Below are 25,887 nucleotides of genomic sequence, written 5' to 3'. Positions count from 1 at the left end.
ATTGCCATACTTCATTAAGATCGATTTATTTCAACAACAATAACCTGCATATGCTCGACAATCTCAACGAACTCAAAGCATTTATTACCGTTGCGCAGTGTCAAAGTTTTACCAAAGCCGCAGCACAACTTGGCGTCTCGCAATCTGCACTGAGCCACACCATTAAAACGCTTGAAACCTCACTCAATATCCGATTGTTACATCGCACCACACGCAGTGTATCCACCACCGATGCTGGCGAACAATTATTGCAGTCCGTCGAGCCTTTACTCACTCAAATTGGTTCGGAGATGCATCGCTTGACTGAGTTTCGCAACAGTTTATCGGGCACGATACGCATCCATGCGACCGATCATTCGATTCGTATGATCTGGGATCGGCTGTTTCCGCTGTTACAGCAGCATCCTGAAATCCAGCTCGAAGTCGCAACGGAATATCGGTTCACTGATATTGTCGCTGAGCGCTATGATATGGGCATCCGCTTGGGGAGCCATGTTAATAAAGACATGATTGCAGTGCGTATCTGTGAAGATTTGGAGCTTGCTGTTGTAGCAAGCCCTGCTTATTTTCAGAAATATCCGAAACCACAGCATATTGACGATTTGGCTGAACACAATTGTCTCAATATGCGACTACCCACCAAAGGCGGACTGATGGCTTGGGAATTTCGCATGTCAGATCAGCACGTGGTTGAGAAGCATGTCGAGGGGCAATTTACCTTTAACCAAACCCCGCACATTATCAAAGCCGCAAAAGAACATCTCGGTTTGGCTTGGGTGCCTAAAGATTTGGTCAAAGAAGACATTAAAAGTGGAGAACTGATCTGCGTGCTTGAGGAGTATCAAATGAGCTATCCTGGCTATCATTTGTATTATCCAAACCGCCGTGATTCCTCACCGATTTTCCGTTTAATAGTCGATGCATTAAAAATTTAACGATGGCGCACAAAAAGTAGCGCATTTTCATAATGCCCTGCTTTTATATTTTTGATTATTTTAGGAGAATTTATGTATTTGAAGTAGGCTGTAAATAATCCAACTCACCAAACCAGTAAGATGCCGTCACTCCGCCATCAATCAGAAAATCAGAACCCGTGATAAAAGCGCCCGCATCGGTCATAAGTAACTCTGCAACATTGGCAATCTCATCTGCTGTAGCAGCACGTCCAGCTGGCGAGCGAGCTAACATGTTGCGATAGCTTTCGCCTCGTGGTCCATTGAGCTCATCAAGGGCAAGTAGCGTGATCACAATCCCTGGGCTAATGGTATTGATACGTGCGCCACGATCTTTCCACTTCACCGCTTCCGCCATGACACGTAAGGCGTTGCCACGTTTTGAGATTTGATAGGCATTCAGGGTGTCTGTGACAACTTTTGTAGATAAAAAATCTTGTGCCAATAATTCATCACTCGGTGTTGTGGCAAGGATTTTGTTCTTTTCTGCGCTCAGAGCGGGTAAACGATGTCCAGATTGCGATGAAATCACCACACCAGAACCGCCTTGTGCGATAACTTGTCCAAACTCCTCCAAAATCACTGCTGTGCCGTAGAGATCAACTTTCAAGATCACCTCTGGGGTTGCTTGCGATGGCGAAACACCTGCAGCATGAATTAAGCCATGTACCTCACCTAGCTCACAAGCTCGTTTAACCAAGTCTTGAATCGAGCTTTTTGATGAAATATCGACCGTTGTCGTTTCGACTTGAAATCCTGCTTCTCGTAATGTTTTTGCAGCACGTTCAGCATTATCAGGTTTTAAATCAGCAATTAAAATCGTTTTTCCTGCACTCATCCGACGTGCAATGGCAATACCGATTGCACCTGCACCAATCACCACATTAACTTGTTTTTTCATTGGTCTATTCCTTATCTGTTTGCTTCAGCCTTGTATCCGTAAGCACCATAGGTTACGGATTGGTCTGTGTTGGGCTCTATCATAAGGAATTTTTACGTTAGGATTAAGGTGGGCACATCACTTGTACTTATGAGTTTAATTCATTAATCAAAGTGGATTATGATGCACCTGCCAGTCGAAACTGAAAGGTATTTTTCACATTCTGCACCGCCACCGCTTGCCCATTGACTTTACGGGGTTGATATTGAAACTGCTTGGCGGCTTGTAACGCAGGGCGAACAAATAGCGGATGACAATCCCCTTGTGCTTTTGGATTTTCCACACGTCCTTGTGCATTGACGGTATAGGCAATGGTGCAATCCCCTTCTAGCCTTCTATCCAAAGCCTGTTCAGGGTATTTCGGTGGTGCTTTATTGGCAGGCTTATAGTTGCTGACATCAAATTTTTCTTCAGGTACAGATGTGTTTTGCTGAGTTGACTTTTGTGTTGTTTCAGCAGTTTGCTTTTGCACACTTTCAGATTTAGCTGTTTGTGTTTGCTCACTCTTCGTTGATGCTTTTTCAGTCTGACGATTTTGTTCTACTGACTTTTGCTGAGTTTGCTGGTTTCAGTGCTTGATTTATCCGCTGTTTGTTTTTTGGAAACTTTTTGCTCACTTTGTGATGAGAGGATTTTTTTCTCAGGCTGTTGTGTGCGTGCTTGTTCTTTTACTTTTTCCTGTTGTTTCGGTTTCGGCTGTAATTTTTGTTCTGAGTGTTGTTGAGTAGCTTGTTCTTTGACTGCTGGTTTTGGCTCAGCTTTGGGCAATTGCGCAGGCTCAGTTTGAGGTGCAGACAATTGAATCATTTTCAGCTTTATCATTTGTGTCTTTGGCGGTTCTACAGGTTTTTGCATCTCAACTTGAGTCATGCCATACAACGCAGCAAGGTGCAACACTGCTGTCACCGTCAATGCCAAGCCGTGTTCTTTCCAGTGTGTTGTCACGTTATGTGCAGTGGAAACTGTCATTGCGCAGGCTCCTCTGTAATTAAACCAATGTTAGTCACACCACTTTTTTGCAGTGTAGCGATGGCTTCGACCACCATTTTATAATCTGAACCTTGATCTGCTCGGATATACATTTGCATGTTTTTGTCGGCGGTAATCAGCGGTGTGAGTTTTTGTTGCATCGCTTCAAGATCAACCGCTTGATCGGTCACGGATTCGGTATCGACTTGGTTGCCGATATTCCAATAATATTGTCCATCATGCGTGATCGACAAGGTAATGATACGTTGCTGTTGTGACGATGGCATGACATCGGCATTCACATCAGGCAAATCAATCTTGATACCATGTGTGAGCATCGGTGCGGTGACCATGAATATCACCAGCAGTACCAACATCACATCAATATACGGCACCACATTCATCTCGGCATTCAGGGCACGTTTGCGTGGGGCTTTTAACATCAGTAATTCCCCCTTTTATACGTGTTGAGATGGTGCTGATTGTTGGGTTACAACAGATGGATTTTTCGCCATCAAACGGGTCAGTCGACCTTGCAACTCATTGGCAAAGCTGTAATAGCGTGTACTCATCTTATCGGCACGTGCTGAAAAACGGTTGTACGCCACCACCGCAGGAATCGCTGCAAATAGACCGATCGCTGTGGCAATCAAGGCTTCGGCAATCCCTGGCGCAACGGTATTTAAGGTTGCTTGCTCTACACCTGACAGCCCGATAAAGGCATGCATAATTCCCCACACCGTACCAAACAGACCGATATATGGACTGACCGAACCGACGGTTGCGAGAAAGGTCAGATTTTGCTGTAAGCGTTCTTCTTGCTCAGTAATGCTAATCAAAAGACGACGTTCAACACTTTCCATCACATCTTGGTTGCTGAGTTTGCACTGTGCTGTATTGTCTTGATAAATATGTTGATATTCATCCAAACCTTGCTGATAAATATCAACAATACCACTGTTTTTAAGACCACTGTCTTTTGCACTTTGCGTATCAATATTTATTAAATCTGACTGTGAGCGAAACGCATGTAAAAAACGCTTCCAGCCACTTTCTTGACTGCGTAACAACATGCCATGCTTGATGATAATGTACCAACTGACCACCGATGCAGCCAATAAAATCAACATCACACATTTCACCAAAAGACTGGCGTGGCTAATCAAGCTCCAAATCGACATCTGATCTAAGGTTGCTTGCATGGGATACTCCAAAATAGGTCTAAAACTGTATTTAATTCAAGTGAGCAATGACAGCATCGTCATGGGTTGTGTCGTTTTGCGCTGTCATTGCTCGGATTGCGCAGATGATGAAGTGAATAATTTACTCTAAATTCAATGCCTCAGCGATTTTTTGCCATGACACATATTTAAAGTTTTGGTTGCCCTCTGGCATGCGTTTGCGACCGTCTTGCACCACCAACATGCCTTGCTTCCACATGCCATTTGCACCGCCGAAGTTTTTGCTACTGACTTCGAGTCCATCGGTTTCGGATACGGCATCAATGGATTTTTCGGTATTGATGCCTACTCTGAATGCTCCACGCACTTGATATGGCGCAGTGCTATCTATCACCACGTAGCTGTCGTTGCCTTGGCTTGAAATGATTAAATATCGTGCTTTTTGATTTCGGTCATGGCTTTCTGCATGATTTTCTGCATGGTATAGCCCCATCCCCTCAATATCGGCATGTAACACATCACCTGCACTGATCACTTTTTCCAAAGCACTATTCGGCGTGTTTAAGTCTTTCATCCACACGGCATTTCGTTCTTCACCGACAAAGGCACGACCTGTTGCATCATCGACCACACAACCCTCAGGCTGAGAATCAACGGCAAAGCGTTGCACTTCCGTTGCGCTGAATTTTTTCTGTGGTGCTTGGATGTGATATTGCACAAAGGTGCCGTCTTTATCATTCGGAATGGCGTAGATTTCACCTGCACGGTCTTGGTACATGCAGAAGCCATAAATATCGGTTAAATCTGTGGCGAGTTCCCCGAGATTGCTGACTTTACCTTTTGCGTTGATGGCAAACAGTTGCAAGCTGTTGTGATCACGATTGGTGGCGATGGCGAGGTCAATTTGTTCAGTACCAAAATGAAAGCCATAACGTAAATCGACATTGTTTAAACGACCGACATCGAGATACTGCAACATCTTGCCGTGTAGATCATAAACTGCAAGCCCGCCTTGTTTGTCTGTACCAAGCACACGTGAATTGGATGGTTGACTGGCGTTATACCAAATTGCAGGATCATCGGCAGCATCACCTGTGCTTGGCACCACATCGCTTTGTACATCGGCAGGAATGGTACCGATCGGCGTTGTGGCTTTGACCGCATTGGTTTGCCAATTGAGCTCGGCAGTTTTGACAGTATGATCATCTAAAATCAGCACTTTTTTCGCATCTTGATTACCAATGATGCCGAGGCGTTCTGCTTCGCCAATATCAGACAATTTCAATGCTGACAATGCTTGCCATGCGTCATTTTGCCATTGATAGCGATACAACACGCCTTTGGATTCATCGGTCACAGCGATCTGATCATCGACCACTGCAATATCTGTCGGTGTACCTTGAATCGCACCAAATGGCTTCACCATATCAACTGGACGACGCACCAAATCGGCTTCAGGATCGGCAGGATATGCCCAAATCCCTACCTCTTCTTCATTGATAAAAAGCTGTGCATCATGATCACTGACACGACATTTATTACTATTCGGTGGCAAGCTCATGCGGCGAATCAGCTGTGGATTTGACAATGCGTGTTGATCTTTGGCAACTAACCATTGCTCACCGATACCTTCTTCACCGACCAAAAAGGCATAAGCGTAACCCGATTGATCTTGATACAGACAATTGTCATCGCTTTTAAATGGACGTTTTGCCACATAACTTGGCTTAGACCATTGCTGTGTGGTCACATCAAAACTGCGTAGCATCAATTGCTGACGAGCCAAATCTTGAATGGCAAATAGCACTTGCATCTGTCCTTGTTGATTTTTTCCAGTACGATAATCAATGCGCCCGAACTGCCCCGCCATTTTGCTGATGACTTTACCATCATGATTTAAAATCTGTACGCCGTCAGTTTTGCTACTGAGCATCAGATGCGCATCCGTCCACTGTGGAATATCCAATAACACCGCATCTTCTGCTTTAAAATCGCCTGTATCAATTTCTGCAAATATCACATCGTTCGCAGTATTCGACTGATCCATCTCATTCAAATCAATATATTGAACATCATGATCTTGAACATCGCTATCGTTCGGAACAGTTGCTTGATTGGTCGCCATCGGCTTATTTATCACGTGCGCTTGTTGACAGGCGGTTAAGCCAACAATACATAGACTCAATAGACTGAGTTTAAACGGTAAAAAATTCATAATTCACTCAAAAATGGGAATCGCACAGCCCAAGCACATTTCTTAATTTAGTGCTTGGACTGGCTTTAAAAAAACGAATTCACTGATCGAAATGTTTAAAAATCAAACTGTGTAAAAACCTAAATGTGTAAAACTTAAACATTAAAAGTGACTATAGGTAAGTCCTAGCTTATAACTCGGTGCATATTCTTCGTACTGTGCATTCTTGAGCTTTGCGCCTTGATAGGTGTAATACACTTCATTGCCAAGATTTTGTGCATCGAATTTGAGCTGTAAATTCTTGGTCAAATTGACGTGAGTGCTGAGATCAATGAAGGTTTGCTCATCGGCATAAATATCATTTTCAAGCACATCAATATCACCGAGTTCCAGCAGATATTTCGACTTGTAATTCGCTGAAACACGTACACCAAAACGGTCATTTTCCCAGCCGAGCATGGCATTACCGACGACATTGGATTGATTTGGCAAGCGAATATCACGGCTCAAAGATTCACCATCTTTCATACTGTCAATGGTCGCTTCTGACTTACTCAGTGTGGTATTGAATCCGATCAAGAAACCATTGTTAAACTTCTGCGAATAGGCAAGCTCCATACCGTAAAGTTTTGCACTGTCGCCATTTTTATAAGTAATCGCCTCATCGAAATCTGCCCAAAGTCCTGTGCCTGCAAGATCGGTGCTATAGATAAAGTTATCAATATCTTTGTAGAATGCGCTAAAGCTAATCACACTGGCTTCACCAAGATATTTTTCCACACCAATATCGAAGTTTGAGGATTCCAGTGGATCAAGCTCTGGATTGCCAAACTCGGCAGACTCATCGTCAATGTACAGTCCCGGTGCGCTTTGCCCAAAGGTTGGACGCACCACGCTATTAGTCCATGCCGCACGTAGATAGGCATCATCAGCAAGGCGGTAACGTGCATGCAGACTTGGTAGCCAATGGTCATAATCATGCTGGTATTTGTTCGATGTCACCGTATCGCCATCGACAGTAAAACCTTTGGCTTCGAACTCGGTATTCTCATAACGCAGACCTGCGATCACTTTTAAATGATCAAAATCGACGGTATTCATCAGATACGCAGCTTGAATGTCTTCATTGGATTCAAAGTCATTGACCGTTGACGCATCTAGCACCACATAGTCATCATCATTTAAGCCATTGATTTTATTTTTGATCGCAGTGGCGTTGATGAGTGAACCAAACTTTGCCAAGCTATAAGAACTATTCCCACTAAAATCATTACTTGCACTGGCTAAGTCCTCATACTCCCATTCATTGCTGTCATTTTTCTTTTCGCGTTGACTGATTTTCCCACCAAATTTAAAGACTGCTGCATAGTTGCCGAGCATGTAATCTTTGAGGAAATCTAGTTTGGCATTGAACTCTTGATCTGTGGTTTTCGATAGCTCCCAAGTGACAGAATCTAACGTATAGTTCGATGTATCATAAGCATCTTGATCTGCGCTAATGGTTGGTTTTTTACCCGAGCTGTAACCGACATTACTGAAATCACCAACGAATTTTGCCCCTGAAATCCCACCCGGATTTTCTTCTGAGGCTTCGCTATAGCCCAGTTGCCCATCGACTGTCCATGTGCCAAAACCTTGTTCACCGCCCAAGACGAAGGATTTAATTTCTTGGGTTTCGACCCGACTTTTCAACGAACGGGTCAATTCCGCATCACTGCTCTCACCTGCTTCGATAGCATCGGCAAATTCAGCACTGAACTCTTGACGTTGCTCAGTATCTTTAAAACGACTATATAAGGTGCGCAGATAATATTCACCCGTTGGATTCGGTCGATAGTCTAAGTTTAGCCCCGCACCGATCCGCTCACGCTCGATGTCGTATTGGCGCATTGCGGTTTCTTCCAGCGTATCACCATCCCATGCACCGCCCGTTTCGACATTATCTGAGCCAAATTTACGATTTTGATAACTGAGCGCCAAAGCCGCACCAAAGTTGTCCTCACCCTCGCCAATGCTAAAACGGTCACTGATCGCACCTGAGACTTTCGGGCTATATTCTTCACGTAAATCATCGTAGCTGCCTTCGACTGTCCCTGTGTAGAACAAGCCTTTGTGGTCAAATGCTGACAGACTTTCTACTTGTACCGTACCACCAAGTGAATTGGCATCCATATCAGGTGTTAAGGTTTTTACCACCGCCAAAGACTGCACCAATTCGGTCGGTAGAACATCTAATGCCACGCCACGGCGGTCGCTTTCAGGTGCTGGCACCAGCGTCCCGTTAATGGTCACTGCATTCATATCTGCGCCTAAACCACGCACAGTGACAAAACGCCCTTCGCCTTGATCTCGCTCGGTGGATACCCCTGGGATACGCTGTAATGCTTCAGCGGCATTATCATCGGGAAGCTGACCAATGGCGTCGGCATGCACCACACTACTGATCGAATCAGAACGCTTTTGCTCCTGCAATGCTTGATCCATACTGGCAGCTTGACCCACCACTTTGACATATTCCACCGCATTGGCTTGGACACTGTTTTGTGTATTGCTGTTGGTACTATCGACCGCCGTATCGACATCATTGACATCGGCATGCGCCAAGCTAATCACAGACATGGCAATGACTAAACTTGAGATTTGAAAGCGCAAGGACGTTTTCTTGCGCATTGGTTGGTTTGCTGATTTTGGAAAATTCATTGTGCTTCGCCCCATAAAATTAACCATAAAAATGAAAAGTCACGAACTTGATTTGGATGACTGCACAATAAAATCTAAATATGAATCTTCTGTGACAGCAATTTCTTATTTGATTGATTTATTGAGATTTTTAGAAGGATTATTGATGTTTTGAGCTAATTTGACTTTGGCACTGATGCGCCATCAAGCCCAGCATTGCTAGGCAAAATGCCTGTTCAGCATCTATTTCGATGTATCCAACAACTTCGCTGATCCATCAAAAACAGCACATACGGCGCATTTTTAAAATAATGCTTGAGCTGATATGACTGTCACATTGCCATCAAGTTGTCATCAAATTTTGTTTTTCTAGTTATTCAATTCATCGGACATGTCACTGACAAACATCACACTTCACACCATGTGTCGTTGAATGTGCAACACATGCATGTCATTTTTTTATTTTTAAATGCGGTAGTTATTGAGCATGAAGCGACTTCGACAACATCCATTTTCGATCATCATCGGCGTACTGATGCTGTGCTGTGTGCTCAGCATCGCCTTATTTTTACAGTTTGGTGATGTCAAAGCATTTCAAACATGGAAATGGATCGATATTTTAGGCGAAGGCGGAGCGGCTGCGTTTGCGCTGTTATGGCTAGTGCTGGTGCTGAAAAGTCGTATTCATGGGCAAGTCACCACACTTTTTGTCTATGGGCTGTGTTTTACTTTTTTTCATCTGTGGATGGATGTGTTGGATGAATTTATTAAGATTCCAGCGCAGATTCAATGGGATACGTGGCTTGAGTCAGTACCATTTCCGATAGGTTTAACTTTGCTGACTTTGGCGGTGTATTTTTGGCATCAAGAACAGCTTGCCATCAACAAGCAAATGCAAAAGCGAGAACGTATTTTCCGTGATCATCGTCTATTCGATGCGCTGACGCCACTTGCCGATGCCAATTATTTTAAATCTGAGCTCAATCATATGATTGAAAAAAATCCATCAGATACACACAGTGTAATTTTATTGGATATGGTTAATTTTAATCAGATTAATCAAGACTATGGCTATGATGAAGGCTCGCAAATATTGCAGCATATCTCGCAATTGATCAGTTTGAATCTACGCCAGACGGATTTGCTGTGTCGTTATGCGGGTGATCGCTTTACGATTTTGATGTGCAATACTGACCATCAGCAGGCACAAGCCATGTGCATCGCTTTGGAAAAACTGATTAGCCATAGTCAATATTTCCACCGTCAGTCCAACCAACTGATTCCGTTACACGCTCGCACGACTTACTGTGAAGTGATCGATCGCTCGGCACAAACTGTACTCAAACGCCTCAACCAACAATTAATTCATCTCAAATCGACAGAACTTGCTTCTAAGCAACGTCGACCAGTTGCTCAGCCCAATCCATTTGCAACAACATCGGAGGCGACGCAATGAGCAAGTTTCAGCATGCTTTCGAGTGTGACTATCGCTATATTCCAGCGCATCATCAGCTGTCGATCTTGATGGACATTTGTCACAGTCATGACATCTCACACGATTTGGTATTGCGTGGTAGTGGGATTTTTCTTGAGGATATTTTATCTGCAAAAAAACGAATCTCTGTCGAGCAAATACGACAGGTGTTAAAGAATATCAGTACATTTTCCAATCAACATGATATTCATTTTTTATTCGGTCAGCGCACGTTGATTACGCCATTTCACGAGGCACAGCATAGCTTGCTCTATGCCAATAGCATTGCAGAAGCGCTACAGCGTTATGTCACATTTTCTAGCCTGCTCTGCCCTTGGCTGACCCCTCAATTATTTGAAAGTCAGCAACATCTCTACCTATATTGGCTCGATGAAAATAACCCTGACAGTCAACATCTGATCGAAAGTGCCATGTCGGCAATCCAAGCGCTGACTCGACAGCTCTATGGGCAAAAACTACCGTGGCACTATGAATTTCATGGCGAAGAACCCGAGTATATCGAACAATATTGGGTGCATCTTGGGGATCATGTCGAGTTTAATCGCCCAATGAATATGATGATTTTGGATCGTCAATATCTGTATACGCCGCTACCGAATGCCTCAAGTATCTTGGCGCAAACCAGCCACAAACAGGCGCTAAGCCATTTTGAAATGATGGGCATCGAACAGTCATTTTTAACGTTGCTGTATCACTATTTGATGCAAAACATTCAACATAATATTCAGCTTGAACATACAGCAGAATACTTTGCAATGAGTCCTGCAACATTGAAACGTAAATTGAAAAAGCACCATACCCATTTTCAAGCACAAGTTGATCAATGTCGTCTACATACTGCGATCAAGCTATATCGGATTTATGGTTATAAGACCGAACAAGTGTCTGAATATCTACAAATCAATGATGCCAACAATTTTAGGCGTGCATTTAAGCGCTGGTCTGGGATCTCACCACAAGCCATTTAAGGCATAAATAAGACAAGACGTACTCTATTCGTTTATTCTGACGCCGCTGCGGGTGCCCAGATTGGCCATGCACCTTTGACCCCTTGGCAAATATTTTGACCACCGTTCAACGCATCAAAAGAAGGATAATTGATTTTTGGCATGTCTTGACGGAACGTTGCTTGACCCTGCTGAGATTGACAGCTCAAGGCTTGATCATTGGCTTTATCCAGCAGGCGCTGTGCCGCCAAGAACTTTTCTCGAGAATGACGCCAACCCAATTCGCATTGCTCTGCGGCTGCCCAGACCAACATCACTTCGGCTTGGGCAACTTGCGATTGGGCACAACTAAACCCTGTTTGATATTTTAACCATTCCGCATTGCTCCAGAGATCACGGCGCATTACTTCTGAGCCTTTAGGCACTGTCGTGGTTAGACTCAGCTGATCGGCTTGACCCTGCTCTAACGCACTGATGATACGCTCTGCTTCCGCCAATGCCGTTTTACGCATGGTTTTCTTTGGCGCACGTTCACTGCCCTCATGTGCAGCATAACTGAGCCATGTGGCTGCTTTTTTTGCATGATAATACTGCACAGCGTCTTTATCCGCATAAAATGGCAATAAGTGTGCTTGCAGTGCAGCAACGTCTTTATCTTTCGGATTGGCAATATAGGTTGACTCATCAATCGGTGGCAGTGATGGGCTTGGTGTGCGTTCCTTTTCAGCGGTGATGTCAGCTGCAGATGATGTAACTGCGTTTTCTACACTGACTGGACTTGTGTTAAGCATAGGCTCAGTTGCAGTGTTCGTGACATTCTCTGCAGTAACCATATTATTTTCAACAGCGACGACATCATTTTCAACAGCGAACACGACGGTCGAATGTAAGCCAACCACAGCAAACGACATTGCTGCGATCAGTGCTGAGTATTGAACGCCCTGCTTCATTATTGCCGACTTTTTCAAATTTTTCGTCATTGCTTGTTTATTCACAGCTTTTTGATTCATCGCTGGTTTATTCATCACTATGGCTCCATCGACGCATTGACTGTAGCATTTTTGCGTTTAAATAGATTTTCATCAAACTTGAAGCGCATGCGCAAATATGGTCCTTGCACCGTGGTATCGCTATCGACTAGATCTTCATCTTCGTAACCAGAGAAGTTATAACCACCTGATACCCAAAGATTTGCCGCAACCAAATAGCCAACCTCACCACCAATCAATAAGCGTTTGCCGTCGCTGACATCAGACCATAATAATCCACTGTGTACACCCGCATCCCAACGCTCATTAATGTCATACATGGCACGACCACTGAGCATGTGCGTGATGCCATCAGACTGCAATCCAGAATAGGTGGTGTCAACTTTTTTCAGCGCATATTGTCCAGATAGCGTCAGCGCACGTGTCGGATGATAATTGATATGATTGGATAAGATATAGACGTGTTTCAAATAGGTATTGTCTAAGTCAGTCTCGTTCTTATCATAACGATATTCAATCTTGCTCAGCGCATCAAAGCGATTGGTCGCTGTATCACGATATGCCAAGCCAAGCTGGAAACGATTGACAAAACGATTGCCACTATTTTCACTTTGATTATCAATAAAGCTCAATACGTTTTTGGCAAGCAAGGTCACATCATCAGAGTATTTATACGCCACACCGAGATTATTCAAAATGGTGTCAGACTGCTCCGCCCAACGTGCTTCAATACGCCCAACTGCTTTCCAATTTTCAGGCGCCAAATATTCAACCCCTAAGCTGGCTGCGGTATTATCTGCACTTTGATCATTTTTACCTGAAACAGCTTTGACTTGCTCAAAGCCAGCATTGACATAAAAGCCTTTTTCAAGTTCCCAACGGTTACGCAAACCAATCGCTGCTTCTGCCTCACGTGCGCTGATGCCATCACGAACACGATATTCACTGAACGCCGTGGCATCATTGTTATAGCGACTTTCCAAACCAAATACAGTCACGTTACGGCGCTGAGTATCATTGAGCTCATACAATCCACTAATACTCGATACCAACTCATGACGACCATAAGCGCGCAGTTTTGAATTGATTTGATAATTTGCACCAACAGCAAACACCTTACGATCCGATTCTTCGATGTCTTGTTCGTACTCGACAAAAGCGTTAGAACCTTCCCAAGGCAATTGACTGGTCAGTTTGGCACGAACTGTGGTGCCACTATATGGCGTGATTTGATCGGTGTTTTCAGTGGCAGCATCTTCGGTTTCATCATAATAACGCAAGCCGAGTTCGATCGATAGAATCTTGTTAATCGCACGTTGTACACTCGCTGACACACCTTGGTTTACGCCATTATCCAAATCTTCAGTACGGACAAACTCGATATTAAACAAACCGATTTTATCGACATTCATACGGGCCTTGATGCCACTTTCACTGCGTCCAGATGAAACTGGTGATGAAGTATTGTAGAAGCCTTCATCGGCACGGTTGTGATAAGCTCTAAAGTCCATGTTTTTATAAGCATAATCCAGCTCGATACGATAGGCATCGCCTGTGATTTCACCTGTTTCTGATGGATCAACATTGATTTGTGTCAATTGGTTCAGGTCGCTGACATTGACATCTGAGCGTGCATATTCAGCAACCAACTTACCTGTTTTGGCAAAGTTAATCACGGTGTTGGCACTGCTGAGTTTTTCTTTATTCAGTGGGTTGTCACTTTGTACGTGCGAAGCGCCGACTTTGACACGATCGGTGATTTTATACGATCCAGACACACCGCCAACGATATACTCGTCACCACCTTGATCGGATTCAACCGTGATTCGCAAATACACTGGGTTGAGATTGGCATCGACACTCGATACTGGCTCTTTAAGATAGATACTGTTGGTAAATGTATCCACTTCATAGTCGGTAAAGCGAGTTAGCGTTTCTGAGGAAATAATTAAGCCTGGATTGTTACGATCACGAATGATGATTTCGACTTTTTCGCTATTTTCCAGCATATCATCGACATCAACATTACCCAGACTATATGGCCCAGAAATCCCCAGTGCTCGTTGTTCAGTCACGACTTGTTCGGTGTTGGTTTCCGCTGCAAAGGCAGTGACTTTATATTTGTCGCCTTCAACCACGCCACGCACACCTGTCAATGAACGGCTATATTGCCCAAGTGATAAGCCTTCATCATTGTCGGTGCGGGTCACATAGTCGCCGTACATGATATGCGAACGCCCTTTATCGACACGAATATAGAGTTTGCTGGTCGACTGTGCATCAAAGCCTTTCGCTGCAGAATCGCCGTACACTGGATAATATTCATCGGGACGAATGTCACGGAACAGGCGTTGGTTTTTATCCTTGTCTGAATCATACGCCAAAGTCAGCAAATATTCGCCTTTGACTTTGCCTTTGAGGAACATGGCTGCACGACCCGTGACTTTGCTCTTGCCATTATTCGAGTCGGCAATTTCATTCAGTTCTTCTTCAAAACCATCATTCGAATCGACTTTGTTTAACTCGCTCGGATCAAAATCTTTAAAAGAAATCGCACCTTCGATAATCCCCGTTGCGATGATCGGACGAAGATTCGGCAAGAAGCGTACAGGGGTACTGCTATGGAAAATACCACTTTCCACAGACAAAATGCCTTCGCCCGCTTCATTTGGCGATTGAATCGGTACGATTAACGTACCACCTTCAACAAAGACTTGAATGCCCGGTTCTTTTTTATCCAAATCTTCCAGTTCAACCGTACCAATATTGGATTGGATGGTGAGCGGTGTACGACTCGACACCACCGTGCCAAAACGATCGACAATTTTTAATTCGACATTTAAGCGGTCAACACCATTGGCTTGTGGCGCTTGCGCTGAAGCATTCAGGACGATTTTGTCTAATTGATCTGGGGCGATGACTTCGATTTTATCCGACTCACGGACATTACCCATCATATCGAGCTGGCGTGCTTCGATGGTATTTTTACCCGGCTTTAATTCCACCCCGATAAAGTCCAGACCAGACACTTGGAAGTCAGGCAAAACGGCACGTTTACCAATGCGTTTTTCAGGCACTTGTTCGCCGTTGACCCAAAGCTGTTGATTGGTGCCCGCAGTCCCTTTCATCTGCACGGTAGCTTGCGGATAAGGCAACACTTGACCATCACGTAAGTTTAAGATTTGTAGTTTATTGTCTGTGGCATTTTCCAGCGCTTTTTCCAAATTGATGGTCATGTCAGCTTTTTTCGGCTCAAACTGCACCGCTTTCATGTCTGAAAGTTGCTCTTTGGAATAATCCACTGCGCAGTTGGCACTAATGCCTTGCGCAGAAATACAGCCACTGGCAGGTTGTCCACGCACATCAGATACGCTGTAATCCAGTGGATCAATGGTCAAATCGGTGCGTAAGATTTGTTCAAGTTTACTGTTGTTGGCTTCGATGCTTTCTTTACGTTTTAGAATTTGATTGATCAATGATTCAGAGCAAGTGCCGTCTGCACCACTTGAAATGGCAAAATCAGCCCGATGCAATTCGCCACGCTTTAAATCAACAAAACGGCTATTCGGATCACCTGCTTGACGGTTACTAATCAGTAGCAACTCTGCCTCTGCTGGCAAAGTGATGCGATCGACTTTGAGCACGTGCGTTTTGGCAGAAATCCCGTAAAAGTCGTATTTGCCTTCGCTATCGGTGACCGCATAGCTACCATCTTCAAGATAAACACGCACCCCAGGCACACCGATTTCACCAACATCCTGTACACCGTTACGATTACAATCGGTGAAAATTTTCCCGAGAATAAACCCATCAGAAATCATCGGGCCTGGATTGACATCGACTTTTGCAGAGGCTTCATTGGATTCAAGACCTGATGCATCTTTGGCACGAACACGGTTAATCCCGTCACCATTTAAGGCATTCGGTCCGATATAGACACGGTACTGGACTTTTACTTCTTCATTGGCATTCAGTGTACCCAAGCCCAGCGTCAAGTAAGGGCCTTTACCACCTAATGGATCATCGACCTTAGTGCCATCGACACGCATCGAACCTTGCACGTAGATAAAGCCACGTGGCAATGTGTCTTTGATCGACACATCTGTGGCATCTGTTGTGCCTCGGTTGGCAACGGTGACGGTATATTCTTCGAACTCACCAACTTCTGCATCGTTGTCGGTCGCTACTTTTTTGACAAATAAGTTGGAGCGACTTTCTTCTGAAAGTGGATCAATTGGAATATCAATATTCAGTGCCGCTTCACCTTGTCCAAGGTTAAACTGACCTGCATAAGACCATGATGTATTGACGATTTTATCTGATGAGAAGCTTGGATAAACTGTCTTATCACTGACGAATTGATACTTGGTATTGCCCGCAATGGTACTGGTATCAACACTGATGCTATACGTGCCTGCGCTGACATATGGATAATAAAACTCACCGTCAGCATTGGTCACTTGGGTCGCAGCGATAGAAATCAGTGCGCCTGTTTGTGGATCAATACGAAATGCCACATTATCACCAATCGGCTGACCCGACTGATCAAGCAATGTGACCGTCGCACCCGCTACAGGCAGCCCCGTTTTGGCATCAAATACTGTGCCGACGTTGTCCATCAAGACTTGTGTATTGACATCATCAAAACTTTGCGTGGATTGATTATTGGCATCCAAGCAATCGGTCAGGTTAATCGCAACTTCATCACGCTTAACCGTTTGTAATACATCATCAAAGTTGATCGCTGTACTGGTGCGTAAAGTCGCCAACTGATAACGGAACACACCTGAGTTGACATCGGTCTCAGTCGCAATCACATCTTCTAAATCGCCAGTCTTGCTAGATTGCACACGAATTTTGACACGATCTACACTGTAACGATCGGCATTACACATTGCACTACGAGATTCGATATATAGCGGACGCTCTGTACTACCTGTACCGATGACAGTATTAAAATCACTGGTTTTATTATAGATTTTAGCGCGACCTGTGACCGCAGTGGAGACTGTATTAGATGGTTCAACTTTATTGCCACCTGTGGTCGCATAAGAGACATTAAAGGTATTATTGACTGTGGTTTGTGCAATATTGCTGTTCATGGTGACCACGAAATCAACTTGTTCAGTCGTGTTGGCAGCAATATTTGGAAAACCCATCACCAATTGATCAATAGTACTAAGATCAGTTGGCGCAGTGGTGCTAAAGCTATTATTCCCTGTTTTATACAATACTTTTGCTTGGGTATTTAATGCACGAGCAGATTTGAATGTGGTATTGGCAGGAATGTCATCGACCAATAATACCATTTTTTGGTTTTGCCCATCGATCATCACCTCAATTGGCTGTGCTGCACGGGCACTTTTATTACTGACTTGTAAGGTATAGTCCAAGTCATAATCGGTGGAATTGTCAGGATCAAAAGATTGTTGCTGTACCGCTTTGGTCGCCACAAGCTGAGGAATCATGACAAACGCACTATCTACCGCCTCGTCAGTTACATCAAGATCTTCGAGTACAACCGCTTTAATCGGTAAATCGAGCTTTTGCCCATCACTTAATGATGAACTTGCTGTAGCAACCACCCACAGATTGATACTTTCACCAACATTCAGTGAAATGTTCTGGGTAAATTCTTGATCGCTAGAGTCAAATTGACCATCGTTATTTGAATCAATATAAATTTTTACATTGCTTAAACCCGTGGTATCAATGGTATTTAATGCAATGGTGGCACGTGTATTACTGTTATTGGTTAACGTGTTTGACCAAATCACCAACTGATTCGGTTCAATTTCTTGCGCAATTGGCGTGGTTAAATTAATCGCATACAGTGCAGAAACAGAAATTTCCACAGTATTTGATAAGGTCTTTTTCTCTGTACCATCTGGCAAAGTATAGTTTGCATAGGCAATATTTTGAATCGCCGTCCCCGCAGCAGGCACATCGGCATGACCATATTGCACCAACAACATCGACAGTGTTAGTGAAGACAACATAAACGTCGCTTTAGTGCAGGCATTCATTTTTGTCATATTCAGCACAGTGCTAACCTTATGAAACGTTGATAAATATTGGGTGAAAATGGGTGCCTAGCGCCAATTTAAGCGTAAGCACCCACACTACTCGGCTAAAATTAGCCGAATAGTTGGCTCTACTGAGGATTAGTTATTTACTTTCACCACAAACTCAAGCACTGCATTGGTATTTGGCGCCAATGGTGTTTGTGTTGCGGTAACTTGCCCTGTCCCGTTATTTGTAGGCTGTGTACCAATAGTCGCATTAGTCACGACTGGTGACTGACCTGAAATCACTTGGAACGTGGTGTAGGCAGGTGTGGTATCACTAATCACCACATTGGTTACTGCCACATTACCTTCGTTGGTTGCTGTGATGCGATATTTCACACACTCACCTGGTTTTGCAGAAATGTTATTGATGGTAAATCCAGTTGTTTCCGTACCATCACAGTTTGCATCCAGTACTTGCTGTTTAACCAGACGAACTTGACCATCAGTGACCGTGGTTACATCGGTATTTGCCAACGGACTTAATGCATCACCACCAATTGTAGTCGGTGAAATTGTAAGCACTGCTGTGCTTTGCGTACCATAAGTTGCATTGGCTGGTGCCTCAACCTTAACGATTAAGCGTACTGACTGACCTTGTTCAAGACCAAGAGTTGTATTGCCATCTGGATTATATTGACTAATAAGCGCAGCTAAATCATTACCTGTTACAAGCTCATTTTCATCTGCTACACCATCACCATCAAGGTCGACATAGACTGAAGTCGGCCAATCTGTTTGGTTATTCGTTAAGCTAAATGGCAGTTCGCCTGCTGCATTACCTTCAACAATGTTACCGTTGTTAGTTAGGGTGTGGGTATAGGTTACCGAACCACCAGGTGCCACATTACCTGTATTATCTGCTTGCAGCGCAAGGCTACGATTTTCATCAACTGTTAACTGATCGTTCATCGTGTCCGACAAACCAGTTGTAGGTGAAGTCACGGTGAATGTGACATCTTGTGGTGTCGTTGTCGCAGGCGCATTTGCTGGTGGTGTAACGACTGCAACTAGGTTAACACTACCACCCGCTGGGATACTACCTGTATTGGTAATTGCCGAACCTGTTGGATTTTTATTGCTATCAGCAACATAGTATTCAACAGTCCAGCCAGAAGGTAGATTGTTATTACTTAAGTTAAAGTTATCAGGGCTAGAACCATTGTTATCAATAGTCAATGGGAAGTTATGTGACTGACCTGGTTCTACAGTCGCTTCATCAACAACAGTTGCCGTATCTTTACCTGAACCAACACTACCAGTCTCGTCTGTACCATCACCATTGTGTAAGTCGACCGTTGCCGCTGTGATATTATCGATCACAAGTACCAAGGTGTCATTCGCAGATGCATCTGGATTGTTGACTGGATCAATTGTCAAAATGGTATTGGTAGTATCAGCACCAGTCTCACTTTCGTTCGATGGTAAGGTCACTTTAGTCACGATCTGAACTTGCTCACCTGCAGCTACAGGACCAGTATCCACGATACCATCACCATTGGTATCAGTTAATGGTGTCACGCCATCCGCTTTGAACAATTGAACAATGCTACCCGCAGGTAAATCATCTTTATTCACTGTGACGTTATAAACTTCTTCAGCATTACCTGTATTGTGAATAACGATCGCATCTGGACCAGTTCCAGTAGCGCCAGTGTCATTACCAAAGATTACTGGTGTACCTTGGGTGCCAACTTTAACGATTTGGTTATCTTTAGCGACATCACCAGAAACTATTCCATTATCATCATAGCTGTCCGCAATATTTTCGTTGATTGATCCAGTATAGGTCTTGGTGCGTTCAACAACAGTTTCATTTGACTCTGTTGGTGTTACAGGTTTTGTATTGCTAGGATCAGCATCGTTATCATCATAGATCGTTGCACTGTTGGTAATCTTTTCAGAGTTTGCCGCCTTTGCAGTGACTTTGAACTTAATTGTTCCTGTGGTGTTGACAGGTACATTAGCAAGAACAATAGTGATTTTACCATTTGAGTCAACGACATAATCAATACCTGTAGCCGGCTCTACATCATCCTCATCTGTAAGCGCAGTCGCAGAACCGCTCCATACACCAGAATCTTCAACATAGTCGACTTTGCTTAAATCTAAAGCATCTTCAATTACTACGTTATCAGCAGCAGCATTACCCGTATTACGATAAGTTAAGGTATAGGTAATTTCGCCATTATCAGACACAGAAGATACGCTAGCTGCTTTTTGGATTTGCATCACAGCGCCACTGATGACATTAACTGTATCGGTATCAGTTTCAATATCACTAGTATCATATTTACTAGTTGCTGTTAAGGTATATTGTGCGCTTGTCTTTGGTGTCGCATTAACAGGTACTGTAGAGACTACAACCAAGCCGACTGACTCTCCAGCATTCAATGTGACAGTTGTAACTGGCGTATTGTTGTCAGCAACACCATCTTGGTTGGCATCGATATAGACTCGTAGATTATTTAAGTCGAAAGTACCTTCATCTAAATTCTCAAGTGTTAGAGTATAGCTATCTGTACCGTTCCCTGTATTAGTCAAAGTATGCGATAACGTCACTTGACCATTTGGGTTTGCAGTCGTTGTACGATCATCAACCAAAGTAAAACTAGACACTTGGAGTACTGTTGTCTTTACTTCATTCGATGTCACTTGTTTGTTCGTACCCGTTGCATCGGTATATGTTGCAGATGCAATGTTACTAATATTTGTTCCTGCAGCTGGAGCAGCGGCTTGTGCAGCTGTTACAAACGCAGAACCGCCTGCCACAATTGCAATCGACGCTGCAAGCTGTGTTAAGCGAGGTAGTTTGATTTGAGACATATTTTCCTTCCTCTAAAAAGCATTTCTCAATTTTTTAGTTATTAACAGCTGTACTATTAATACGGGTTTGTGCAGACACAGCGATTGACTTACCCGCAGGTAACTCCGCAATCGTCCAGCGTAATGCACGGTAATCAGCCAACGGTACGTTTACCGTCTGATTACCAACTTTTTTCTTCAGTGGCATCGGCGCAAAATTCACACCATCAGTGCTTGCTAGCGCTTTACTTGGCGCTGATTTTGCTAAAAACTGTGTCTCAGCAGGAATCGGTAATGTTGCCACCAAATTCTTAATTGCACCTGCAGTGTTATTGGTATATACCGCACGATACTCGACCACTTGCTCAGGTTTTACTTCAGAGACCAATTTTTCAGTCACTTTGCCTTCAGCATTTTGTGCAATCAAATAGGTGTTCAGTTGCACAGATACAGGTTCTTTAGCAGCATCTGAGTTTGCAGAAGCTGATTGTAACGATGTTACGAATAACGATGTAATAGCTACACTTCGTAACAGTTGATTTACATTCACCATTACCTTTCCTCACAGACAATAACAATCAAAAAACAGACGCTGATAATATACAACACTTTGGATACATAAATGCAACACCCATCACAATTTATTTATCAAAAAGTAAACTTTTTTGTAACTTATCATCCTAAAAAAGGAAAACTTAACAGTTCAATTAAGTTATTCTTATTTTTGCACCTATTTATACATTAGAATTACTAAAATTTTATTAAATATTAGATATATATTACGCACTCAATTATCTCAACATGATATTTTTACACACAAAAAACCGAGCAAAATTGCTCGGTTCTGTGTTTAAGTCATTAATATGCTTTTAAACGATTTAATCATCCATATGTTTGATAATCGCTTGTCCAAATTCTGAACAGCGTAGCAATGTTGCGTCTGTCATCAATCGCTCAAAATCATAGGTCACCGTCTTGGCGGCAATTGCACCTGAAATGCCTTTGATGATCAAATCTGCAGCTTCGATCCATTCCATATCACGCAGCATCATTTCTGCTGAGAGGATAATCGAGCCTGGATTGACCTTATCTTGCCCTGCATATTTTGGTGCGGTGCCGTGAGTGGCTTCATACACGGCAATCGCACCGCCGATATTGGCACCAGGCGCAATGCCAATCCCACCGACTTCCGCAGCTAGCGCATCAGAGATATAGTCGCCATTGAGATTAAGCGTGGCGATCACAGAATAATCCGCAGGACGCATTAAAATTTGTTGTAAGAACGCATCGGCGATCACATCTTTGATGATAATGTCTTTACCTGTTTTGGGATTTTTGATTTTTACCCAAGGACCGCCATCAAGTAGTTCACCACCAAAACGCTCCATGGCAAGCTCATAGCCCCATTGTTTAAATGCGCCTTCGGTATATTTCATGATGTTGCCTTTGTGGACTAAGGTCACCGATGGCTTATCATTGTCGATGGCAAACTGGATTGCCTTACGCACCAAGCGCTGTGTGCCTTCTTTAGATACAGGTTTGATACCAATACCACAACCTTCTTCAAAACGAATCTTGGTCACACCCATTTCTTCTTTGAGAAATTTAATCACCTTCTTGGCTTCTTCTGAATCCGCCTGCCACTCGATCCCCGCATAAATATCTTCTGAGTTTTCACGGAAAATCACCATATCGGTCAACTCTGGACGTTGCACAGGCGACGGTACACCCTCAAACCAGCGTACTGGACGCACGCAAACATACAGATCGAGCTCTTGACGCAGTGCTACATTCAATGAACGAATACCACCGCCAACTGGCGTGGTTAAAGGCCCTTTAATCGACACGATAAATTCACGTAATGCGTCAAAGGTTTCTTCTGGTAAATAACTGCCATAAATTTTATCGGCTTTTTCACCGCAATACACTTCCATCCACTCGATCGAACGCTTGCCACCGTAGGCTTTCAGCACTGCAGCATCGACTACGGTTTTCATTACGGGGGTAATATCGACACCAATCCCATCACCTTCAATAAATGGAATAATCGGACGGTTGGGGACATTCATGGACAGATCTGCGTTTACAGTGATTTTGTCGCCATCAGTCGGTACCACGATCTTTTGATAAGCCATTATTCAAATGCTCCTTTTTCTCTCTGGCGGTTGAGCCAAGCTGTCTTGCATGACATGCTTCATTTTCTTAGACTTTACTAGCCTAAAGTATGTAAAATAGATTTGTGATTTATCTCATAAATAGCAATATTTCTCAGTATGATAATCGCATCATTTCCACTCGCTTGATAACACTCAGTAGAATTTTATGGTGAAAATTGTTGCTTTAAATAAGCCATTTAACGTGCATTCACAATTTCGTTCAGAAGATCAACAGATCACTTTATCTGAATTTATTGCCGATCCGAATTTAAGGATTGCTGGCAGATTAGATCGTGACTCAGAAGGTTTGATCTTGCTCACTGACGATGGACAGCTCAATCAACAGATTACCCATCCAAAGCACAAGCAATATAAAAGTTATGTGGTGCAAGTCGAAGGTGAAATTTCTGATCAAGCCATAGCGCAATTACAACAAGGCATTCATCTCAAAGATGGTCTGACTTTGCCAGCCAAAGCGAGCAAAATTGAGCAACCCGCTTGGCTTTGGCAACGTGACCCACCGATTCGGCATCGTGCCAATATCCCAACATCGTGGCTAGAAATTCAAATTTGTGAAGGTCGCAATCGCCAAGTACGCCGTATGACAGCGGCTGTAGGATTCCCGACATTGCGTTTGATTCGCACGCAAATCGGTTCGGTAAACTTGATTGATTTAGGCTTAGGTTTGGGTGAATCCACCACACTTGAAGCCTTATTTTATGATGAGTTTCGCCATCTCTTGCAAAAAAGCAAGACCATGAAAAATGCTTATGAGAAAAATCCATCGGCACGCACAGCGAAAACATCATCTAAACATTCACGTGCAAAAACAACTAGCGCCAAAACAACTGATTCTAAAACGAAACATCAGCCCAACAAAAAAGGCAATCCCTCTGCGGGACGTCGTGGTGTTGATGAAGGTCGGCAGGAACGCCATGCCAATCGTCGTGGCAAAAATGATACTGGACAAAGCCCGTCAACCGAACGTACTGGTTCACGCAAACCCGACAAAGCACAAAAACCTTCGAAAAAAACAGCATGATGATTTCCTTAGATCAGATTCTTGCATTACGTCGTCAAGTGCGCAAACAGCGACGTCAGCTGAGTTTTCACCAACAACTGTTTGCTGAACGTGCTGTGATCCAGCGTTTGCTTCGGCTAGCAGAAATCCAGCATGCCCAGAAAATTGGACTGTATTTGAGTGATTTTGGTGAGATTTCGACGCAAAAGTTGATCTATGCCTTGCGTAAACGTCAGAAAAAAATCTATATCCCGATGATTTGTAATATGAATCAACAGCTTGTTTGGACAGAGTTGACATTACATCATTTACGATCACAGCGCTTGGCACGGCATCGTCTCGGTATGCAACAGATCATGGCGAGTCGGGCGAAAGACATCTCCATGCTGGATGTGGTGATCATGCCATTGGTATTATTTGATGGTCTAGGTCATCGTGCAGGTATGGGCGGTGGTTTTTATGATCGGACGCTTTCAAGACATCCGCATCGCCCTATTCGTCTTGGTTTAGCCCATGATTTTCAGCAAGTGGATGGCATTTTAGCCACACAAGCGTGGGATCAAAGTCTTGATTTGGTTTGTACGCCAACGACCCTGTTTCGATTTTAAATGGTCTCACACCGATTAATCATAGAGCTTATAGGTGCCCGCAAAGCGTTTGCAGTTGTCTTGATCTGACGTTAGTTTCAAGATGGAAAATTGTCGTTCAATCTTATACTGACAACGACTATCCAAATCGGTAATTTCCTGCAAAGCATCGGCAGTGGTATAAGAGCGCAAATGCGCATAACGTGTTGCGTCTTGATTATTCGGATTGCGGTATTGGGTAGCTTCGATTTTAATGCGATTACGATCCAACTGCTGCAGTTGTAACATGGTACTTTGCGGATCGACCTGCCCATCAATATAACGCACAAAATGCTGGGTTAAACTCTGATTCATACTGGTCAGATAGACCAAATCTGCAATGCGTTGATCATATTGCTGAGCCACACAGGATTTATTTTTGCATTTGTTTACAAAGCCTTCCCATTGCTGTTGTGACAAGGTCAGTAATTTGAGCGGTGCATTGGACATGAGCTGTGCTTGCAGATATTGCGCCTTCATCTCGTCATTTTTTTGCTGCAGCGATTCATTGTGACAGACGTATTTACGCAATAGTTTCGATTCAGATTTTGCGGGCGACTTTGCACTACAATCAGGCAATTGTGAAACCGTATTGGCATGTGCAGGCGTCACTAGGCTCATCGCAGACCATGCGACCACACCATACAAAGTGTGTGCCAATAAACCATGTGAAGCAATGTGCTGAGATTTCATAGATGATGTTTCAAATTTCTGGATTGAACGATAATATTTCAAAATGACTGTGATGAATGGATACAGATTAATCCGCAACACCTGCATTATACGTTCAAAAATGAAGTTCAACAAAATGGCGAAAGAAAACAGCCAGATGATCAATGTAATATAGTCAAACTATACGTGGCA

At 43.6% G+C, this 25,887-nt stretch carries 19 protein-coding genes; 6 read left to right on the top strand and 13 right to left on the bottom strand.

Annotation, left to right across the window (positions count from 1 at the left end; genetic code table 11):
• Nucleotides 1-50: 50 nt before the first annotated feature.
• Nucleotides 51-935 carry a LysR family transcriptional regulator gene (locus BLQ60_RS00830; RefSeq protein ID WP_092614625.1) on the top strand — a complete coding sequence of 295 codons (885 nt, stop codon included), beginning with the start codon at nucleotides 51-53 and terminating at the stop codon, nucleotides 933-935.
• Between the two features lie 70 nt (nucleotides 936-1,005).
• Here the strand turns inward: BLQ60_RS00830 and BLQ60_RS00825 are convergent, their stop codons facing one another.
• From BLQ60_RS00825 to tolQ, 5 genes are all read right to left on the bottom strand, one after another.
• Nucleotides 1,006-1,854, bottom strand: a complete 849-nt coding sequence (locus BLQ60_RS00825; protein ID WP_092614622.1) for an SDR family oxidoreductase — start codon at nucleotides 1,852-1,854, stop codon at nucleotides 1,006-1,008.
• Nucleotides 1,855-2,011: 157 nt separating this feature from the next.
• Nucleotides 2,012-2,365: an energy transducer TonB gene (locus tag BLQ60_RS00820; protein ID WP_092614619.1), complete on the bottom strand. Its 354-nt coding sequence runs from the start codon at nucleotides 2,363-2,365 to the stop codon at nucleotides 2,012-2,014.
• A 68-nt stretch (nucleotides 2,366-2,433) separates the two neighbouring features.
• The gene (locus tag BLQ60_RS00815) at nucleotides 2,434-2,862 is read right to left on the bottom strand and encodes a hypothetical protein (protein ID WP_092614617.1); all 429 of its coding nucleotides are present in this window, start codon (nucleotides 2,860-2,862) and stop codon (nucleotides 2,434-2,436) included.
• Nucleotides 2,859-3,305 (bottom strand): protein TolR, encoded by a 447-nt coding sequence (gene tolR, locus BLQ60_RS00810; protein WP_092614614.1) that lies wholly within the window; start codon nucleotides 3,303-3,305, stop codon nucleotides 2,859-2,861. The genes BLQ60_RS00815 and tolR overlap by 4 nt, the downstream gene beginning before the upstream one ends.
• A 15-nt stretch (nucleotides 3,306-3,320) precedes the next feature.
• A complete protein-coding gene (gene tolQ / locus BLQ60_RS00805; RefSeq protein WP_092614611.1) occupies nucleotides 3,321-4,064 on the bottom strand; it encodes a protein TolQ in 744 nt (247 codons plus the stop codon).
• Here tolQ and BLQ60_RS14175 point away from each other — a divergent pair.
• Nucleotides 4,063-4,194 carry a hypothetical protein gene (locus BLQ60_RS14175; RefSeq protein WP_280137871.1) on the top strand — a complete coding sequence of 44 codons (132 nt, stop codon included), beginning with the start codon at nucleotides 4,063-4,065 and terminating at the stop codon, nucleotides 4,192-4,194. The two genes, tolQ and BLQ60_RS14175, sit on opposite strands and share 2 nt — an antisense overlap.
• Here the strand turns inward: BLQ60_RS14175 and BLQ60_RS00800 are convergent.
• Together BLQ60_RS00800 and BLQ60_RS00795 are read right to left on the bottom strand one after the other, a co-directional pair.
• A complete protein-coding gene (locus BLQ60_RS00800) occupies nucleotides 4,186-6,258 on the bottom strand; it encodes a phytase (protein ID WP_092614608.1) in 2,073 nt (690 codons plus the stop codon). The two genes, BLQ60_RS14175 and BLQ60_RS00800, sit on opposite strands and share 9 nt — an antisense overlap.
• A 141-nt stretch (nucleotides 6,259-6,399) precedes the next feature.
• Complete coding sequence (locus BLQ60_RS00795) at nucleotides 6,400-8,937, bottom strand: TonB-dependent receptor (protein ID WP_244515923.1); 2,538 nt, start codon at nucleotides 8,935-8,937, stop codon at nucleotides 6,400-6,402.
• Nucleotides 8,938-9,403: 466 nt separating this feature from the next.
• On the opposite strand from BLQ60_RS00795, the gene BLQ60_RS00790 reads away from it, so the two are divergent.
• The gene (locus BLQ60_RS00790) at nucleotides 9,404-10,372 is read left to right on the top strand and encodes a GGDEF domain-containing protein (protein ID WP_244515922.1); all 969 of its coding nucleotides are present in this window, start codon (nucleotides 9,404-9,406) and stop codon (nucleotides 10,370-10,372) included.
• Nucleotides 10,369-11,379, top strand: a complete 1,011-nt coding sequence (locus BLQ60_RS00785) for an AraC family transcriptional regulator ligand-binding domain-containing protein (RefSeq protein ID WP_092614605.1) — start codon at nucleotides 10,369-10,371, stop codon at nucleotides 11,377-11,379. The genes BLQ60_RS00790 and BLQ60_RS00785 overlap by 4 nt, the downstream gene beginning before the upstream one ends.
• Before the next feature lie 32 nt (nucleotides 11,380-11,411).
• On the opposite strand, the gene BLQ60_RS00780 is transcribed toward BLQ60_RS00785, so the two are convergent.
• The 5 genes from BLQ60_RS00780 to icd form a co-directional block, all read right to left on the bottom strand.
• The gene (locus BLQ60_RS00780; protein WP_092614602.1) at nucleotides 11,412-12,383 is read right to left on the bottom strand and encodes a hypothetical protein; all 972 of its coding nucleotides are present in this window, start codon (nucleotides 12,381-12,383) and stop codon (nucleotides 11,412-11,414) included.
• A gap of 2 nt (nucleotides 12,384-12,385) precedes the next feature.
• Nucleotides 12,386-18,391, bottom strand: a complete 6,006-nt coding sequence (locus tag BLQ60_RS00775; RefSeq protein WP_378235127.1) for an SdrD B-like domain-containing protein — start codon at nucleotides 18,389-18,391, stop codon at nucleotides 12,386-12,388.
• Nucleotides 18,392-18,511: 120 nt separating this feature from the next.
• The gene (locus BLQ60_RS00770) at nucleotides 18,512-21,241 is read right to left on the bottom strand and encodes a beta strand repeat-containing protein (RefSeq protein WP_092614600.1); all 2,730 of its coding nucleotides are present in this window, start codon (nucleotides 21,239-21,241) and stop codon (nucleotides 18,512-18,514) included.
• Between the two features lie 34 nt (nucleotides 21,242-21,275).
• A complete protein-coding gene (locus BLQ60_RS00765; RefSeq protein ID WP_092614597.1) occupies nucleotides 21,276-21,773 on the bottom strand; it encodes a hypothetical protein in 498 nt (165 codons plus the stop codon).
• A gap of 325 nt (nucleotides 21,774-22,098) precedes the next feature.
• Nucleotides 22,099-23,355: an NADP-dependent isocitrate dehydrogenase gene (icd, locus tag BLQ60_RS00760; protein WP_092614594.1), complete on the bottom strand. Its 1,257-nt coding sequence runs from the start codon at nucleotides 23,353-23,355 to the stop codon at nucleotides 22,099-22,101.
• Between the two features lie 190 nt (nucleotides 23,356-23,545).
• Here icd and BLQ60_RS00755 point away from each other — a divergent pair, with 190 nt between their 5' ends.
• Both BLQ60_RS00755 and BLQ60_RS00750 read left to right on the top strand, forming a co-directional pair.
• On the top strand, nucleotides 23,546-24,418 hold the full coding sequence (locus BLQ60_RS00755) for a pseudouridine synthase (RefSeq protein ID WP_092615928.1): 873 nt from the start codon (nucleotides 23,546-23,548) through the stop codon (nucleotides 24,416-24,418).
• The gene (locus tag BLQ60_RS00750; protein WP_092614591.1) at nucleotides 24,415-25,005 is read left to right on the top strand and encodes a 5-formyltetrahydrofolate cyclo-ligase; all 591 of its coding nucleotides are present in this window, start codon (nucleotides 24,415-24,417) and stop codon (nucleotides 25,003-25,005) included. Before BLQ60_RS00755 ends, BLQ60_RS00750 begins: the two co-directional genes overlap by 4 nt.
• 15 nt (nucleotides 25,006-25,020) lie before the next feature.
• On the opposite strand, the gene BLQ60_RS00745 is transcribed toward BLQ60_RS00750, so the two are convergent.
• The gene (locus tag BLQ60_RS00745) at nucleotides 25,021-25,716 is read right to left on the bottom strand and encodes an A1S_1983 family putative colistin resistance protein (RefSeq protein ID WP_143005162.1); all 696 of its coding nucleotides are present in this window, start codon (nucleotides 25,714-25,716) and stop codon (nucleotides 25,021-25,023) included.
• Nucleotides 25,717-25,887: the final 171 nt, after the last annotated feature.

This window comes from Acinetobacter marinus (assembly GCF_900096915.1).
Lineage (GTDB): Bacteria > Pseudomonadota > Gammaproteobacteria > Pseudomonadales > Moraxellaceae > Acinetobacter > Acinetobacter marinus.
The sequence above is the reverse complement of the archived record's forward strand: the minus strand, read 5'-3'. Positions and strand labels throughout refer to the sequence as shown.